The sequence below is a fragment of the Kaistella palustris DSM 21579 genome (genome assembly GCF_000422265.1).
GTDB lineage: Bacteria > Bacteroidota > Bacteroidia > Flavobacteriales > Weeksellaceae > Kaistella > Kaistella palustris.
Genome location: NZ_AULL01000002.1, coordinates 19107 through 36502, shown reverse-complemented (window position 1 = coordinate 36502; position 17396 = coordinate 19107). Strand labels below are relative to the sequence as shown.

16 protein-coding genes are annotated in these 17396 nt (G+C 41.6%); 6 read left to right on the top strand and 10 right to left on the bottom strand.

The annotated features are described in order from the left end of the window. Window positions 1–94: 94 nt before the first annotated feature. Together H562_RS0100460 and H562_RS0100455 are read left to right on the top strand one after the other, a co-directional pair. The gene (locus H562_RS0100460) at window positions 95–1159 is read left to right on the top strand and encodes an ATP-grasp domain-containing protein (protein ID WP_027375716.1); all 1065 of its coding nucleotides are present in this window, start codon (window positions 95–97) and stop codon (window positions 1157–1159) included. 18 nt (window positions 1160–1177) lie between these two features. Next, window positions 1178–2329, top strand: coding sequence for a glycosyltransferase family 4 protein (locus tag H562_RS0100455; protein WP_027375715.1), 1152 nt, complete (start codon window positions 1178–1180; stop codon window positions 2327–2329). A 1260-nt stretch (window positions 2330–3589) separates the two neighbouring features. Here H562_RS0100455 and H562_RS0100445 read toward each other — a convergent pair. After that, the gene (locus H562_RS0100445) at window positions 3590–4573 is read right to left on the bottom strand and encodes a lipoate--protein ligase (protein WP_027375714.1); all 984 of its coding nucleotides are present in this window, start codon (window positions 4571–4573) and stop codon (window positions 3590–3592) included. Window positions 4574–5419: 846 nt separating this feature from the next. Between H562_RS0100445 and H562_RS0100440 the strand changes: the two genes are divergently transcribed. From H562_RS0100440 to H562_RS0100430, 3 genes are read left to right on the top strand one after another with little or no spacing between them, the layout of a single operon-like run. Further along, the gene (locus tag H562_RS0100440; RefSeq protein WP_027375713.1) at window positions 5420–6178 is read left to right on the top strand and encodes a hypothetical protein; all 759 of its coding nucleotides are present in this window, start codon (window positions 5420–5422) and stop codon (window positions 6176–6178) included. Window positions 6179–6180: 2 nt separating this feature from the next. Continuing rightward, a complete protein-coding gene (locus H562_RS0100435; RefSeq protein ID WP_027375712.1) occupies window positions 6181–6585 on the top strand; it encodes a DUF5675 family protein in 405 nt (134 codons plus the stop codon). Continuing rightward, entirely contained in the window at window positions 6582–6800 is a 219-nt protein-coding gene (locus H562_RS0100430; RefSeq protein ID WP_027375711.1) for a hypothetical protein, read from the top strand. Before H562_RS0100435 ends, H562_RS0100430 begins: the two co-directional genes overlap by 4 nt. A 360-nt stretch (window positions 6801–7160) precedes the next feature. Here the strand turns inward: H562_RS0100430 and H562_RS15835 are convergent, their stop codons facing one another. From H562_RS15835 to H562_RS0100370, 9 genes are all read right to left on the bottom strand, one after another. Further along, on the bottom strand, window positions 7161–7499 hold the full coding sequence (locus tag H562_RS15835; protein WP_316928492.1) for a hypothetical protein: 339 nt from the start codon (window positions 7497–7499) through the stop codon (window positions 7161–7163). Between the two features lie 235 nt (window positions 7500–7734). After that, window positions 7735–8304: a hypothetical protein gene (locus H562_RS0100415; RefSeq protein WP_027375709.1), complete on the bottom strand. Its 570-nt coding sequence runs from the start codon at window positions 8302–8304 to the stop codon at window positions 7735–7737. Between the two features lie 556 nt (window positions 8305–8860). Next, the gene (locus H562_RS0100405) at window positions 8861–9193 is read right to left on the bottom strand and encodes a hypothetical protein (protein WP_034690282.1); all 333 of its coding nucleotides are present in this window, start codon (window positions 9191–9193) and stop codon (window positions 8861–8863) included. A gap of 94 nt (window positions 9194–9287) precedes the next feature. Further along, a complete protein-coding gene (locus H562_RS15795; protein ID WP_262493278.1) occupies window positions 9288–9410 on the bottom strand; it encodes a hypothetical protein in 123 nt (40 codons plus the stop codon). Between the two features lie 3 nt (window positions 9411–9413). Continuing rightward, the gene (locus H562_RS0100400; RefSeq protein ID WP_027375707.1) at window positions 9414–9710 is read right to left on the bottom strand and encodes a winged helix-turn-helix domain-containing protein; all 297 of its coding nucleotides are present in this window, start codon (window positions 9708–9710) and stop codon (window positions 9414–9416) included. 3 nt (window positions 9711–9713) lie between these two features. After that, window positions 9714–10325: a hypothetical protein gene (locus H562_RS0100395; RefSeq protein WP_027375706.1), complete on the bottom strand. Its 612-nt coding sequence runs from the start codon at window positions 10323–10325 to the stop codon at window positions 9714–9716. A gap of 279 nt (window positions 10326–10604) precedes the next feature. After that, on the bottom strand, window positions 10605–11135 hold the full coding sequence (locus H562_RS0100390; protein WP_027375705.1) for a hypothetical protein: 531 nt from the start codon (window positions 11133–11135) through the stop codon (window positions 10605–10607). A gap of 562 nt (window positions 11136–11697) precedes the next feature. Next, window positions 11698–12381, bottom strand: a complete 684-nt coding sequence (locus tag H562_RS0100380; protein ID WP_027375704.1) for a GNAT family N-acetyltransferase — start codon at window positions 12379–12381, stop codon at window positions 11698–11700. Window positions 12382–12956: 575 nt separating this feature from the next. Next, window positions 12957–13178, bottom strand: coding sequence for a hypothetical protein (locus H562_RS0100370; RefSeq protein ID WP_027375703.1), 222 nt, complete (start codon window positions 13176–13178; stop codon window positions 12957–12959). Between the two features lie 1207 nt (window positions 13179–14385). Between H562_RS0100370 and H562_RS0100365 the strand changes: the two genes are divergently transcribed. Then, complete coding sequence (locus H562_RS0100365) at window positions 14386–17385, top strand: SusC/RagA family TonB-linked outer membrane protein (protein WP_027375702.1); 3000 nt, start codon at window positions 14386–14388, stop codon at window positions 17383–17385. Window positions 17386–17396 lie beyond the last annotated feature (11 nt).

Below are 17396 nucleotides of genomic sequence, written 5' to 3'. Positions count from 1 at the left end.
TTATTTCAGAAACAATTAACTATTTTCTTTTTAACGCCTATTTTTTTACGAGATAGACGGTGACCCAAGATATAAAATTCTATAAAAATTAAAAATGAACGTAGCTATACTTTTTGACCAGAAAGAAAAATTACATTCTACCCATTGGACTTTACAATGGATCGATTATTGTGAAAATAATAATATAGAATTTTCAATTGTAAACCCTTATCAAAATGGGGTAATAAAATTACTTCTTGATTTTGACTTGGTCCTTTGGCATTACAGTAATTATTCTTTCAAGGATATGTTAATGGCACAGAATGTATTGTTTACCTTGCATGATCGTGGTGTTGCGGTGTTCCCATCTTTTAAGGATTCTTGGCATTTCGATGATAAAGTTGCAGAGACCTATCTACTTGAAAGTGTGGATGCACCAATTCCGAAATCTTTTTATTACTATAGCTTAGAATCACTTGAAGAAGATATGTCTAAGAATAAACATTCTTTTCCCATAATTGCAAAACTTCGAAATGGATCTGGTTCCCATAATGTAAAACTAATTCAAAATAAAAAGGAGCTGTTGAATTATGGTAAAAAAATGTTTTCAAGTGGCTTAGACAGTGCACCAAGTTTATTATACAAAACATCCTCTAATGTAAAATCTGCGAAAAATTTAAAAACTTTTATTAGCAGAGCGAAGCGGATTCCTGAGTTTTTAAATTCGCTTGCGAATGCCAAGAAATTTTCAGTGGAAAGAGGCTACGTGTATTTGCAAGAATTCATCCCAAATGATGGTTACGACTTAAAGATTGTTGTAATTGGCGACAAATTAAGTTTCATAGGACGAAATATTAGGAAAGGTGAATTTCGTGCTTCAGGCGGGGGGAGTGCCTTCTATCATAAAAGTTTTGTAACCAAAAATGTAATTGATTCTGCTTTTAAAACTTCTGAGAAACTTGGTTTTAATTGTATGGGGTATGACTATGTCGTAAATGCAAAAACGGGAGAGGGGATTATTGTTGAAATTAGTTTTGGGTTTTCGCACGATGCTCTTTTGCAGGCAAATGGTTATTTTAACAGAGACGGAAGTTGGCATGGTGAGCCGTTGAACGCACCCAAGGAGTTACTTAAAAATATGATTTCAGATTTAGAAATTTCCGCCGAGCAATCTATCTAATAAACAGATTAAAATTTCTTGAAAAAACTAATCCGCATCACGACCGTCCCTCTTTCGCTCGATAAACTCCTGGGGAAGCAACTCACCTTTCTAAATCAGTTTTACGAGGTAACTGCCGTCTCGGCCAATGCACCGGAACTGCGCCGGGTCGCCGAAAAATACGGTGTTAAGCATCACGCGGTTGAAATGACAAGAACGATCGCGCCGCTTACAGATATCAAGGCCGTGTGGGCGCTTTACAAATTCCTGCGCAAAGAAAAACCGGATATCGTCCACAGTCACACACCAAAAGCAGGCATTGTCGGCATGATGGCCGCCAGGTTGGCGGGAGTACCGCATCGATTTCACACGGTTGCTGGCTTACCGCTGCTCGAAAGTACCGGCAAGAAAAGACTGCTGCTCAACCTCATTGAAAAACTGACCTGCCGTCTTGCTACCAAGGTTTATCCGAACTCGTTTGAACTTCAGAAGATCATTGTGGCACACAGGTTCTGTAAGCCCGCGAAACTAAAGGTCATCGGCCAAGGCAGCAGCAACGGTATCGACACCGCCTTTTTCAGCCGAAGCGAAGTGCCGGAAAGTCAGCAGTGTGCTCTGAGAAACGAACTGAATATTTCACCTGAAGATTTCGTGTTTATCTTTGTCGGCCGGCTGGTGCGGGACAAGGGTATCAACGAGCTCGTGGCAGCATTCAAAAACCTTAACACTAAATTGAAGGGCGGGCATAAACTTCTGCTTGTCGGGCCTGTTGAGCAGAAACTGGATCCGCTCGAAGCGCAGACACTTACTGAGATCCACACCAATCCCCATATTATTTCAGTCGGTTTCCAACAGGAAGTACGGCCTTATTTCGCGGTGAGCAATGCACTGGTTTTCCCAAGCTACCGCGAGGGCTTTCCCAATGTGGTGCTGCAGAGTCTGGCGCTGGAACTTCCGGCTATCGTCACGGATATCAATGGCTGCAATGAGATCGTGACTTCGGGCCATAACGGACTTGTAGTGCCGGCCAAGAACAGTGAGGCCCTGCAGAACGCGATGGAACAGATCCTTACCGATCCAAAACTGTATGAGCAACTTAAACAAAACACGCGGCAAAGTATTGCTCCATACGAACAGCAGGCGCTGTGGGAAGTCCTGCTTGCTGAGTATCGCGGGGAGGTGGAGGAGTGAGAATTGTAGGGTTGCTCAGCGGAATTTTAGTTATTGAGATTGCTTCGTCGTCGTACCTCCTCCCCGCGATGAATGTGGGATTTTTATCCTCCCCGCAATGACGGTATGGTGGTTTTTCGTGATTAATGGCTGATAGGAAACCAGGCGATTATTGTCATTGCGATGCGGCATTGTAATCTAGGGTTGTCGGCGGACTTCGCTGCCGCTGAAGCAATCTCCATTATCTTTCAGCGGACTTTTTTTCTTATTGAAATTGCTTGGTCGTCGTTCCTCCTCCCCGCAATGACGGTAAGCTTGTTATGCTCCTCGCAATGACGGTGGGATTGATAATTATTCGCAACCAATATGCCCGCGGCATAATCACTCGCAAAACCACAGAGCAAGTTTGCAAAGCGATTCTAGTGCTCAGCGGAATTTTTATTATTGAGATTGCTTCGTCGTCGTGCCTCCTCCTCGCAATGACGGTGGGTTGTTATCCTCCCCGCAATGACGGTACGGTCGTTTTTCGTGATTAATGGCTGATAGGAAACTAGGCGATTATTGTCATTGCGAAGCGGCATCTGCAACTGCAACAAATGATTCATTTCGCAGCCGCCGAAGCAATCTCCATTATCTTTCAGCGGACTTTTCTTTCTTATTGAGATTGCTTCGTCGTCGTTCCTCCTCCTCGCAATGACGGTTTGGTGGTTTTTCGTGATTAATGGCTGATCGGGAAGTCGCGATTATTGTCATTGCGAAGCGGCACCTGCACCGGCAACAAATGATTTACCTCGTAGCCGCTGAAGCAATCTCTATTAAAAACAATTCCGCTGATCGTTTTAATAACTTCAATATTTCAGTGGACTTTTTCTTTTATTGAGATTGCTTCGTCGTCGTGCCTCCTTCTCGCAATGACGGTACCCCTGTTATTCTCCTCGCAATGACGGTGGGCTTGATAATTATTCGCAACGAACATGCCCGCCGCATAATCACTCACAAAACCACACAGCAAGTTTGCAAAGCGATTCTAGCGCGCAGCGGAATCTTAATTATTGAGATTGCTTCGTCGTCATGCCTCCTCCTCGCAAAGACGTGGGATTGTTATTCTCCTCGCAATGACGGATTATATTTGCACTTCGCAGATTTTCAAATTCTCAAATTCGTGTTAATTCAATCGCACATTACCTGCCAATCAAGTACGATCATTCTTTTCAGCGGAATTTTTCATTATTGAGATTGCTTCGTCGTCGTTCCTCCTCCTCGCAATGACGGTTCTGCATTTTATTTAAACAACTCCAAAATCTCGGCAATTGTGACTTTTCCGAAATAAGAAGTAAGATCCAGATCTGCGAGTAGATGGGATAGTTCTTCAGGTTCGTGTTTGTGTCCTATGAGCTGTTCTTCCAGGCCTTCGATGGGTTCCGAGGCGAAAAAGTCGCCGAAGATCTTGGCTTTTTGGATGATGCCATTTTCCACATCGAGGTGGAGCTCCACAAAACCGGCGGGAAATTTCAGCGCTTTGGTGAAATTGTATTTCGGCGAGAAGCCGAAGTTCCAGTCCCAAGTCTCGTATTTTTCGGTCATCAGCTTGTGAATACCTGCCAAATCTTCATCGGTCAGTTCATATTTTTCAGCACCAGGATTGTCTTTAATGATTTCCGCGGTCAGCAAATCTTTCACCTTTTCAGTGGTTGTCCCTTCCGGCAGATAGTGGATGAGGTTGGTCACCCGTGCGCGCGTAGACTTGATAGCTTTATCGACAAATTTCAGGGGGTTTACTTTCAGGGCTTCACCGAGCACTTCCATTTCGGAATCGAGGAGAATGGTGCCGTGCTGAATCATTTTGCCATGTCGGGCCAGTTTGGCATTGCCACTGAACTTTTTGCCGTCAACAAGAAGGTCGTTCCTGCCTTTTAATTCTGCGGGCACACCGAGACTGTTGAGCATGTGCAGGACAGGCTTGGTGAACGTGGAGAAATCACCAAAATCTTTATCGCCCAAGAGGGTGTGAAAAGAAAAGTTGAGGTTCCCCAGATCGTGGTACACCGTGCCGCCACCTGACATGCGGCGGACGACCTTGATGTCTTTATCTTTCACATAATCCAGGTTGATCTCGGCCAGGGTATTCTGGAATTTGCCGACGATAATCGAAGGTGCATTGACGTATAGCAAAAATATGTCTTCTGTGGGAAAGCGGTGGAGCAGGTATTCTTCGGTGGCGATATTGAAGTAGGCGTTGTGGGAGGGAGAATCGATAAGGAGCATAAGGTTTTGTTTCTGCAAAAATAGTGATAATGATTGAAGGGGGGTGGGCAGGTAGCTACCGCAAATTTAATTTTTAGATTATAAATTTTAGATGGTAGAGGCAGCAGTTTAGCGGATACATTATCAGTGTGTGGAATTGGAAAGCTGTGTTGACAGTTGATCGGTGGCGTGGAGTATGTGGACCGTACTGCCCGTCCGGGAGATTTTTGGGTGGATGGTGTGACCGCCTCATTTTAAAAGAAGAAAATTATGTCTCCTGAGAAAATGCCGAGCCAGAAGAATGCGAATTTGGCCGTTCATTTTGCGCGACCGATAAAAATTTCCATGCTCCATTTTTGTAGCCGGATTGACGAAAAAAAGTGATCAGGTTTTCATGAACTATCCATGAAGTATCCATGAAGTATCCATGAAGTAAGGATGAAGTGTGAATCCATCCTAAAGTAGCTACGACCTATCCTAAAATAACTGTACAGATTAACGGATAAATCCTGGTCTCACTATACAATTAATGATGATCATCCTGAAGGAACTATACATCTGTACTGAGCATATTATCTTCCATTGTTCCCCTGTATCACCTAAAAACGGTAAAGTATGCCGGCATGGGAGTAGCGGCGGTTCTTAACAGTTTGCGTGGTGGTCATCTTTATGCTATATGTGTCGTTTCCGGCAATAATCTTCATTTATGGACGGTCCCGGTGAAAGCGGACTGCTTTGGCGAAAACGGCTGTAAGCGGCATGGGAACTTGGTTTGTATGATTTTGTTAGGCAATTTTGTCCCGTGATCACAACAGGTTTTCAAGGGTGTGCCTCAACATCCTCCATCTAATTTTAAAAATTTACACAATGGCAAGACAAAAAGGTCTTATTAAGCTGCACGGTACTATGGGTGATATTACCTTCTACCGAAGCAAAGATGGCTACATGGCCAGAGAGAAAGGCGGAATTTCCGCAGAACGCATGATGTCTGATCCCCGATTTCAGAGAACACGCGAGAATATGGCAGAATTTGGACGTGCCGGGAAAGCCGGTAAAATACTGCGGTCTTCAATCCAGAGTATTTTGAGAACCTCCTCAGATCCCAGAATGGTCGGCCGGCTGACCAAAGAAATGGTGAAGGTCATCCAAATGGATGCGATCAATCCGAGGGGTTTACGAAACGTCATCGACGGTGAGGCTGAGCTGCTGGAAGGCTTTGAGTTCAACATCAGCGGAAAGCTTTCCACCGCCATAGCAGCGCCTTTCACGGCAACAATTGACCGGGTAACCGGCGACGCGATCATTAATATGGATCCGTTCATCCCCACGCAAAGCATCATTGCGCCCAGCGGAAGCACGCACTACAAGATGGTGGCGGCAGCTATGGATATTAATTTCGAAGCCGCAACGTACGCCTCCGAGGTGAATGAACAGCCCGTGCAAGCCATAACTTCCGTGCTTACGGCAGCGCTGCAGATCACCAACAATCTGCCGCCTGCTTCGGTCAACCCGCTTTTCCTGGTTTTTGGAATCAGTTTCTACCAGGAAGTGAACGGTACGTTTTACGAACTGAAGAACGGTGCCTTCAACGCCCTACAGATCGTGAAAGTTTCCGGAACACCGTAATTATGGAAGTGCAGCTGATCCGAACCTATCACCCGGACGGGGTGAACGGTGTACTTTACTTCCAGGGAAAGGAGCTGTGCCGGACGATTGAACTGCCGTGGCAGGATAACCAACCGCGCGTGTCATGCATCCCCGAAGGAAGTTATAAGCTGAGAAAGCGACAGAGTCCCCGTTTTCACCTCCATTTTGAGGTGATGGGCGTGCCGCAGAGATCTTACATCCTCTTCCACGCAGCCAATGAGGCAAAGAAAGAGTTACGAGGATGTATCGCACCAGTGCTGACGCACACGGGTGCCGGAAAAGGAAGCGGCTCGCGCGCTTCTTTGGAAAGAATGAAAGAACGCCTGTATCCGATACTGGATAGTGGCCTGGAACTTCTATTAATCATTAAAAAAGAAAAGTCATGAGAAAAATAGTGAAACGCGTGCAGGAGCCTACGCCCAAATTCTTCCGAAAGATCAGGAATATTGGTCTGATCCTAACGGGAATAGGCGGTGCCATTGTTACCGCTCCTGTGGTTCTGCCGGCGGTGGTGACAGCGGCAGCAGGTTATGCTGCCCTGGCAGGCGCCATCGCAAGCATTATCAGCCAGACGGCCGTGGCAAACGACCGCGTTCGTTGACACCGTTTGACAGCTCCCAGCGTATCAGCACCGCAAGTGGCATGGCACTTATCGTGATGATGCAGGTAGAAGGTGATGAGGTAGTAAAAACCGTGGTTTTAGCTGCAATTGGGGGTCTCTCCAGTTACTTTGTCACCCTGACGGTTAAATATTTGATCCATTTTTTACGCAAAAGATGGTGAGAAAGCAGAAGTGAGCCTCCCGACAGGGGGGCTTTTTTTGGTGATGGTTGCGAGTTGAGAGTGGATACTTGTCGGTTGATGGTTGAGAGTTGAGAGTTGACGGTTGACAATGGACCGTTGAAGGTTGGTGGGGAAGATTGGAAAGGGGGGATGGGAAACAGGAAAGTGGGAGGTGGGATCAGTCGGTAATAAACTGTTGGACTGCTTCGTAGGGAATGCCCATATAGAGGGCAAACTCTTCGACAGTGACGACCTGATGGTCGGGTTTTTGGAGTGTCTTTTTTATGGACTGCAGTAAACTGCGGCTGTAGCGCTCGCTTTTGCCGGTGATGCGCTGGATGTCTTTTGGATAAATGCAAAGGCGGGTCATCCGTGGTTTCATCTGTATTGTGCTTGGTAACACAAAGTTGAACAAACAAAACGGAAGTTTTTCGGTAGGTCTTCGGTAGTACCGAAAGATTTTTACGTCTATAATTGGCGCAAACGTATTGGTGCAGCAGCAGGGTGCTGCAGACATGACTAACAACAATTACTTTTGGAAAATACATGAGATGATGAGAATGTGGTTAAAAATACGGGAATTATCGAAGGGAAAGTAGAAGATAGGTAAAACAGATCAAGGCAGGAGATTTTGCGCGCGGGGTTCGGTTATAAAAAGAACAAAAGTTCCATAAGTTATTTAGCTTTATCAAAAATTTTAGGTAGATCCTTGTTTTTACACTGTAATTTAGTACTGCTGCTATAATTTTAATTTATTGTTTTTTCTGTATTTTCTCTAAAATTAATTTGATTTCATTAAGTTCATACGCTATTCTACCTATGTAATCCGCTGGTGGCTTTAATATACTTTGTCCAGCTAATTCCTTTAGTTCCAAATTTAAAGTTTTAGTATATTTCCTTTTGAAAATATTTTCATAAAATACTTCTATAATTATTTTCTCTTCGATTTTATTTTTATAATCATCTGACAAGTTGGTCAAAAAATATTCAAACTTTTGGCTTGGTGCAAAGTTATCTTTCCCATATTTAATTATTCCTTTGTTAGAAAAATTGAGCGTTTGGTGATGATAGCAATTAAAATCTTGTATTATTGTGAATTTAACATTTTTAGCATAACCTAAACCAATATTTTCGAATACAACAAAAATGAATGACGGATCAGCTTCAGCTCTTTTAAGGTAAACATTAATGTCTGGCGAGTCTTTGTGTTCTCGTGTCAGTCTAGCTTCTCTTGTTAGTTTTGAATTTAATATTAATGAAACAACAGTCGAAATCGCTACAAGAGCTGAGAAAATTAATGTGTATAATTCAAATCTTGTCATTAATAGATAGTGTTTATGTACAGTTTGATACAACAATCAAATATAAGAAATGAATCTTTCGCTTTAAAAAAGTGGGGCCGACACATTGATTTATTATTGTATATATTATTGTTAAGAAACGTGTGCAACCAGTTGTAGATTTCCAATTTTAAAAGGTGAGGTCCTATGCATGCGTTTCTGTATGATTTAGAATCAATCGAAAAAATCCGCGTTTGATAGAATCTTTACATTTGCGTTTCTGCATTAAGGTCTGGGCTGCGATTTACTGGAATGTGAGAATATTTGCTGCATTCAAAGACTGCACTCTGATGGAGACCTTTTGAATGAATGCGCTTTATTTTGGTATCAGGAGAAACACCTACAATGCTACGGTGGAAAAACACTGAAGTTTTACAACAGTATCACTGTCGAATACAATGTTGGAGCTTGGCCTAGAAGCGGATTTGCGAAGCACTAAACTGTTTGCCTTGACTAAACTTCATACGAAGCACAAGCTTTATGTAAAAACTTACCTTTTTGCCAAACGCCTTTTGTGCGCAGTTATTTTTTGTAAGAATTAACTTCCTGAGAAACCTGGAATATTGAAAATGCCGACCGCTAAGTCTATCCAAATTAATACAAATGTCAATAAAATCAGAACGCAAACAAAGATTCTTAATTTTTGCGTTTTGACTTTTCGCAGCACGAACTCGCATAATAATGCTGTGCCGAACAAAAGAAATCCGCAGATTATAAAGTCGTTTAGTTTCCAATTAAAACCTTGTCCGTCAACGCCGGTGCCGACCGTTAGTTGTAATACCGCAAATATTAATAAAATAATACCGGCACCAAATAACAAACTTAATAGCCTTTTATTTGGATTTTTTTCTAAAGATTGAATTGTTTTCATTTTGTTATTTTTTTAATTTAAGGTTCATCTAAAAATACGTTTTGTGTCTGTAAATGTTATGCGAATATAGATTGAGATAGTGTGCCTAATAATATTACCAGAAGAAGTCCAAGTCACCTTCAATGGTGATCATATAAATAATAGTAGCTATTCCAAGTGGTGTGAGAAGAATTGCGAGCATTTCGGCAAAGGGTTGATTTTTTATTGGGTTCTTCATATACTATAGTTGTTTTATTAATTGCTCAATTGAACGTAAGTGCTTTATAAAGGCTTTCCTACCCAATTCTGTCGCAGAATATGATGTATTTGACTTTCGTTCGAAGAATTTTTTTTCATAAGTAATATAGTTACTCTTCTCCAGCGACTTTAAATGGCTCGCTAAATTCCCATCTGTTACAGAGAGCAATTCTTTGAGCGTATTGAAATCTACGAACTCATTCACAACCAATGCTGACATAACTCCCAACCGAATTTTGTTTTCAAATGCTTTGTCGAAATCGTTAAGAACGTTTTTCACAGGCTAGTTTTTCTTCTGTATAATTAAGCCATAAATAATCTGAACAATCCCAAAGCCTAAAGCCCAAAATAATAAGCTATAACTGATGAACTGGAATGCTAACAGCCCAAGTAATATCTGAAGTATTCCCAAGTATCTTATCTCACGAAATGTGTATTTACTTCCATTTATTAGCGAAAGGCCATAGAACACTAAAGTGAAAGAAGGTAAAAAACCTATAAACCCTTTACTCAGGAGCATTAGGCATAAGGTACCACCTGTTATCAGCGGTATTAATAAATTGAATAGAAAGCGTTTTGTTAGACTATTCCAAATTATTTGCTTTTGGATTTTCGACTTCCTTTTCGTAAAAAATACTGCACTAATAACGGAAAGAATAACTGTTATTATTGCGATGGCTAACAAATAAATTTCTCTTTCGTTGCTCAGTGTTACTGCATCATAAACTAAATAATTTTGATTCTTGAAAACGGTCTTATAGGTTAACCATATCCCTGCTAAGGCAATGATACCTGTCGAAATGCCTGAAAGTCCGCTTAAGGAGATAAACTGGGTAGTACGAGACATTATCTCTTTTATCTCCTTCAAGTCGTCAGGATATTTATTCGTATTCATAACTGAAAGTACTTTGAGATACAAAGTACGATATAACAATTAGTACGACAAAATATTTTTTATAAAAGTTTAAATTTTTTAAGATCGCTGTTGTTGACACCACTAACAATAACTAGTTTAGGAAAGTGGATTATAAAAGGTAAAACAAAAAGAAACTATAAAAAGCTTAAAAGCAGGAGACTGTAGGTAGCGGCGACTTAGCTCTTCTGCATGATTTGCAAATTAATCGAAAGAAATTTGTTGAAGTTTGTCGCAGAATATGTTAATTGCAGTCATAAACTATTTGTTTTCAATAAATTCTATTTTGAAATTTTCATTTTTAAATCGATTAACAGTTTCACTCAAATTTTTCCAATCAATAAATTTACCGATGTTTAGTAATTGTGATAAGTCTATATATCGCTTTCTAAACTTTTGATAATTTGCCAACTTTCTATATTCATCTAAAACCTGATTATGAATTTCAGAAGACGAATACGTGGTAGGGATGTTTTTTTCACTTAATTTTCCTAAGTAAATGAATTTCTTTTTTCTGATTCCTTTATTAATTCTTTCGTTTTTTATAAACCAATACTCAATTCTAAATTGATTTCCGAGGAAATATAAATTAAGATAACCTACAATTTCATTGTATTTCCAAGAGTAGCAAAAATTATCGTCAATAAAAAATTTATAATATTCAAAAGGCAATCCTTGCTGCAAACCTGCGAATTGAGAATAAAAATTATTTCTTAAAGTAGAGATTTCTTTGGAATGTTTTTCATTTGAACAGCGATAAATTGGAATCTCAAAAATTAACGGTTCTGTCATATGTTGGAGTGGTCAATTGGTTAAATAGGTTGACTTTTTTGGGTTGATATTTATTCAAATTTATCATAATTTTTATAATAACAGTTAAATTTGTAAAATTACCATTGATGCATGACTACTTATCTCTCTTTATATTATTGCTGCGGTTCTTAAACGCCCGGACAAGCGTTTTACGCTTTTAAAACGCCATTTTTATAAGGTATTATTGACGATGAGTGACCTGCTTACCGTTCCGAGGTATTTGTGGATCTGGAATTCCGTTAGTAATATATTCCCTTAGTTTTTTTTGTTCTCGATTTCGTCTGCCAGTTTTTCGGATAAGAACATTTTATGAGTTCCTTACTTGTCATAAGTGCAAACTCGATAATGATGTCCTGTTCCAAAATATTTAATTTCATCCGAAATGTAGATCTTGGCTTTCCGTGCCCAGATTTCATCTTCCTTGATTTATACTTTTTTCTCCACGATGTTGCCTAATTTCTTTTCAAACAGGTGATGGTGCTTTGACTTACGATATTCTTTTTTGAGGCAATCGAAGATTGTAGCAAAACTGTTATTGCATTTATATGATTGGTATGTAAAAACATTCATAAATTTCGCTATTTCTGTCTAGTTCTTTATATCTTAATATTTTTAAGGTATTATTTTTAACCACCTTAATTTGCCATTTGCAATTCCCAAAAAATAAAATTGGCTTAAGAAGCTCGTTTGATCCCTTTTTAAATTCTAACTCGCAAATCCATTTTGGTGTTTCATTCTTGTCGGGCCATTCCTTATCCCAAATTTCAATATAATCTTTAAATTGCACATCATTACATACTTCAGGTGACTTAACTTCACCAAAAATTTTATACATAAAAATTTTCCTGTGGTCAGAATCTTTTGGAAAATATTTAAATCCAACTTTAGTCCAAAAATATTGTGATTCTTGAGGTGAGCAATAAAGATAAAATGCTTTAAAATGAGAGGATTTAAAATGCGTAATTAATGTTTTTAGTATTGTACCGGCAATACCTTTTTTTTGAAATTCTTTTTTTGTCTCTGCAAGGGAAATAAAAATAGTTACTTCTTTTTTGCTGCAAGCAAAATAACTTACAATTTCATTTTTATATTTTGCAACAATTAAGTCGCTACTATTTAAAGATTGTAAAATGGTTGAAAAATTTGAATCCAAATTTGATCCCCAACTTTTTATTTGATTTAAATCATCAAAGGTCGGTTTAAAGTCAATTTCTAAATCTTCCATCTTTTAAGTTGGACTTTTTTTTACAATCTGCTAACTTTCAAATATATGTAATAAAATTTTCTTAAATTAAGAAAAATGTTAGATCTATTACTCTGTAATGTGAACAATAACTGTTTTAATAGCATTTATGGTTGGCTCAAGATTTTACAATTTTAAAAGTAATTTGCCTCTATAGGTATTTTACTTAGGTTAGTCCATTGGTAAAAGGCTAAGTTTGAAAGTAAACTCCGACATGCTTACATGCATGAAAATCTGTCATTTTTAACTGAACTGTCACAGCCGTCATTGAGCCCACAAACACATTCTGAAAGGGTTTTATCACCCTTTATTTAGATGCAAGCTTTCTGTTTTTGAGTTGAATGATATATTTGCAGAAAACATACTTATGAGAACTCTTAAAATTTACAATGTTATCGCTGTGGCCATTATAATTATTCTTCTTATGTGGATTACTGTGCTGCGAAAGGATTTGCAAGAAACAGAGCAGGTTCTGCAGCAATGTTCTGAGAGATATTACCAAAGGTTTGGGAATTAAAGCATGGTAGTGTAGAGCCAGTTTGCGTGGTCAGCAAAAATTAGACGCCGACCATTTTGAAAAAATCGTATAACAGCAACTCTTTTGCTTCACATATTTTTTGGATTGTCACTAAACTGATCTGATAAGTGGTGTCCTCTCTAATTCGGCGGACTGTTTTCTCATCAATGTTGTTTTCGTTCGCAAATTTGCTGTTGTTATTCATCGGGATTACCCATTGATCCCGGATAAATTCAACGATTCTCCTATTTGCTACGTTCATATTAGCAAAATAATAGCTTAAAAGCAAAATAATTTCGGATTAAAGTCCGAATATTAAAAATATTTGTTATATTTGCTTCAAGATTACATACACAAATGTAATTTTGCGATACTTCAAAAAAGAAGCTATTGCTTAGAATCTCGACTTGAAAACTGGTAATTTTTAGCAGCGAGACGATAAGTATAGTAGCTCACGACCTAGGCGTGGGCTCACTTATCTGTTGCACGGTATACCAGTACCTCGAGTCGGATATGTTGAGACCCACGCTGTTTTGTATTCAGATTTCTCAATCCTAAGCGTAACTTTTACAGTATACAGCACAGCAATGAAATGTATTTGCCCAGCAAAGGAAATTTCATTGCCTGCCCGGAATGACCTTAAAATCATTCAGAATGACATATACAATGGTTGCGCAGCCATTGCGGCTTAACTGCTTCGCGGGACATCACTTATTCTATTTCTTTTCAAATTCCAAATAAGGCCTTCATTTATGAGGTCCATGGTCAGTGCTTATAATAATACTTCGTAGAAAAGCAAAAGCTTCATATCAGTGCTTTTTTGAAGGATTGCTCATCAGCGGGGAAGCGTTTTTTTGATGTTGCTTTCCCGCGAGGCAATCCGGGTGTAAGAGGCGAGAGCCAGGAGTTAAGAGGCGGTAGACGGTAGATGCTAGATGTTAGATTTGAGACATTAGATTTGAGACATTAGATGTGAGACATTAGATATTAGATATTAAATATGAGATATGAGATATGAGATATGAGATATGAGATGGCGGGTAGTTGAGAAAGTTCAGATAATTAAGACGTTTAACCAATTAAAATAGACTAAAAAGGATTGTTCTTTAGCGGGGAGGTTTTCATTTTTTCATCAGTTGTGTTTTGCTTTCCCGCGAGACAGTCCGATAGAAGGAGGTAATGACTAATTAATAATGAATAATTAAAAATGAAAAATTAATAATGAATGATGGATGATGAGTGATGAAGGGTGGTAGGGATCATGAATAATGGGTAATGGATAATTACTGAGGAATGATGGATGATCTAGGGCGAAAGATGAAGAAAGAAGAAAGAACAGCGAAATAGATATCAGTATGCGCGGTCGATATGATGCGCAGGGACATAAAAAAGCCCTTTCCCTAAAGTTTGCAGCCGCGGGAAAGAGCGTGGAAATTAATTAATGACTAACTAAAAACCAGAACAAAACTATGAAAAAAAAGTTTTGCAGGCCGGCAGGGTTGACCTTTGCCTTCCTGCTCTCCGCCGCGTACTGCACAGTACACGCGCAGACCCGGACCGTCACGGGAACCGTAAATGACGGCGAGAAGCCCCTGAGCGGGGTGGTAGTTTCACAAAGCGGCACTTCGCAGGCCACCACCACTAACTCCGCGGGTGCATTCAGACTTGAGATCACTGGCGAAAATCCCATCCTTGTTTTCCGACATCCGGAGTACACAGAGGGAAAAATCGTGACCGACGGTAAAAGCCACTTTGCGATTTCGCTCAAGGGAAAGGAAAGTGCAATCCAGGAAGTCACCCTTAATGCCGGGTACTACGAGGTGAAAGCGAAAGAAAGTACGGGCAGCATTTCCCGCGTTACCGCCAAAGACATCGAAAACCAGCCTGTGAGTAACGTACTCGCTGCCGTACAGGGGAGAATGGCGGGGGTGAGTATTACACAGAATGGTGGTGTACCCGGTGGAGGCTACCAGGTTCAGATCCGCGGGCGCAACAGCCTCCGTACTATTGCTAACAGCGGTACAGACGGCAATCAGCCGCTCTATGTTGTTGATGGTATTGTAATCGGCATGGACACTCCCACGAAATATTCGGCGACCGCACTGCCGCTGGGCAGTATCAGTCCTTTAAACAGCATCAATCCGAATGACATTGAAACCTTCGAAATACTGAAGGACGCTGATGCTACAGCAATCTATGGATCGCGTGGGGCCAACGGTGTAGTACTGATCACCACGAAAAAAGGAAAATCCGGTAAGACCAGCCTTTCTTTTACAGCCAACTACGGAATCAGCAAAGCCCTGAATAATCTCAAAATGATGAATACCGCGCAATACCTGCAGATGCGCCGCCAGGCGTATACAAACAGCGGGGTCACAACTTTTCCCGCGAATGCATACGATGTGAACGGTACGTGGGACCCAACACGAAATACGGACTGGCCGGAAGAACTGCTTGGCAATAGCGCTACGATGACAGAGGTACGTACTTCGGTTAGTGGTGGCAGTGAGCTGACCCGCTTCCGCATCAGTGTGGGACACACCGAACAGACGACCCCTTTCGGCAACGGTTTCCGGTATACTGCCAACACCCTGTCCAACAGTGTCACCCACCACTCCCGGGATCAACGGCTGCAACTGAGTATGGCCAACAATATTGCGCTGCTGAAAAATAATGCGGTAGGCACGGATATTACAAGGCAGGCTTTCCTACTGCCGCCCAATGCGCCGGAGCTTTATGGGGCAGACGGCAGTCTGAACTGGGCCAACGGCACCTTCACTAATCCGGTTGCCGCCTTCAAAGGGAACTATACCAATGAGAATAAACAATTCATGACGAACCTTACGGCCAGTTTTGAACTGCTTAGAAATATTACTGTTAAACTCAATGGGGGGATCACGTATCAGGACTTTGAAGAATGGTCCTTCCAGCCGAACACGCTGTATAATCCCGCTACCGCACAGGGGCTTAACAGTTCCACTTCGCGGGCAAGCAAGTCTGACCAGAACCGGTTCTCCTACGTGGTTGAACCGCAGGTGAGCTGGACATTTATCAGAGACAGGCACAGGCTCACTGCCCTTGCGGGCGCAACCGTGCAGCAGGACCAGCTGGGACAGGGTTATATGACCGGTACCGGTTTTGAGAGCAATGCCCTGATCAGCAATATCGCAGCGGCAAAAACCAAGACGGTTGGGGATCAACTGACGACGGAATACCGCTATGCGGCGGTTTTCGGCCGGGTCAACTACCGTTATAACGGGCGCTATCTGCTAAACCTGACCGGGCGGCGTGATGGTTCCAGCCGCTTCGGACCCAACAACCGTTTTGCAGATTTCGGGGCGGTGGGTGCCGCCTGGATATTCTCTGAGGAAAACTTCGTGAAAGATCTGAAATGGCTGAGCACAGGGAAATTGAGGGGCAGTTACGGACTCACGGGAAGTGATCATATAGGCGATTATCAGTACCATGACACCTATACCGTATCCAATATGATCTACAACGGAGTTACAGGTTTGGTTCCGTCGCGCCTGTTTAATCCCGACTACAGTTGGGAGAAAACCCGGAAGCTGGAAGCTGCGCTGGAACTTGGGATGTTTGCCAACCGGCTCAGCCTGACGACCTCCTGGTACCGCAACCGCTCGTCGAGTCAGCTGGTCGGCTACCAATTGCCTACTGTCACTGGTTTCAGCTCTGTGCTTGCAAATCTGGCAGCAGATGTGGAAAATACAGGAGTAGAAGTTGAGGTGGGCTACCATTCCTTTAAAGGCCGGACAATGCAGTGGGAAACCGCCTTCAATATGAGCATTCCGAAGAACAAACTGCTTTCATTTCCGGGACTGGAAGGTTCCACTTATTCCAATACCTATGTCATTGGAATGCCGGTAACGATTGTAAAACTTTACAATCTTGAAGGAATCGACGCGGCTACCGGTAAATATATTTTTACCGATTATAACGGCGACGGAAAGATCTCGGCACCGGATGACAACAAGGTGATTGAAGATCTAGGGGTACGGTTTTTCGGAGGGTGGAGCAACCGCCTCAGCTATCGGAACTGGGACCTGTCCTTTCTCGTCCAGTTCGTAAAACAGCGCAACAGGAACTTCAATAATTCGATTCCATCGCCGGGGTTAATGAACAACCTGCCGGTGCAGGCGCTTGACGTGTGGTCACCGCAGAATCCTGGGGGTCTTTATATGCCGTACCAATCTACAGCTAACCCGTTACATCCTTATTTTCAGAACAGCACCGCCTCAGTGGGTGACGCATCATTCCTCCGGCTTAAAAATGTGCAGTTGGGATATGATGTTCCCGTTCGGGGAACCTTCTTTACCAATGCCAGAATTTATGTACAAGGTCAGAATCTGCTCACCGTGACGAAATATTTTGGATATGATCCTGAAAATCCTCTGACCAGTTTCCTGCCACCGTTAAAAACGTGGTCTTTCGGCCTACTTTGTAATTTTTAAAAACGCTACAC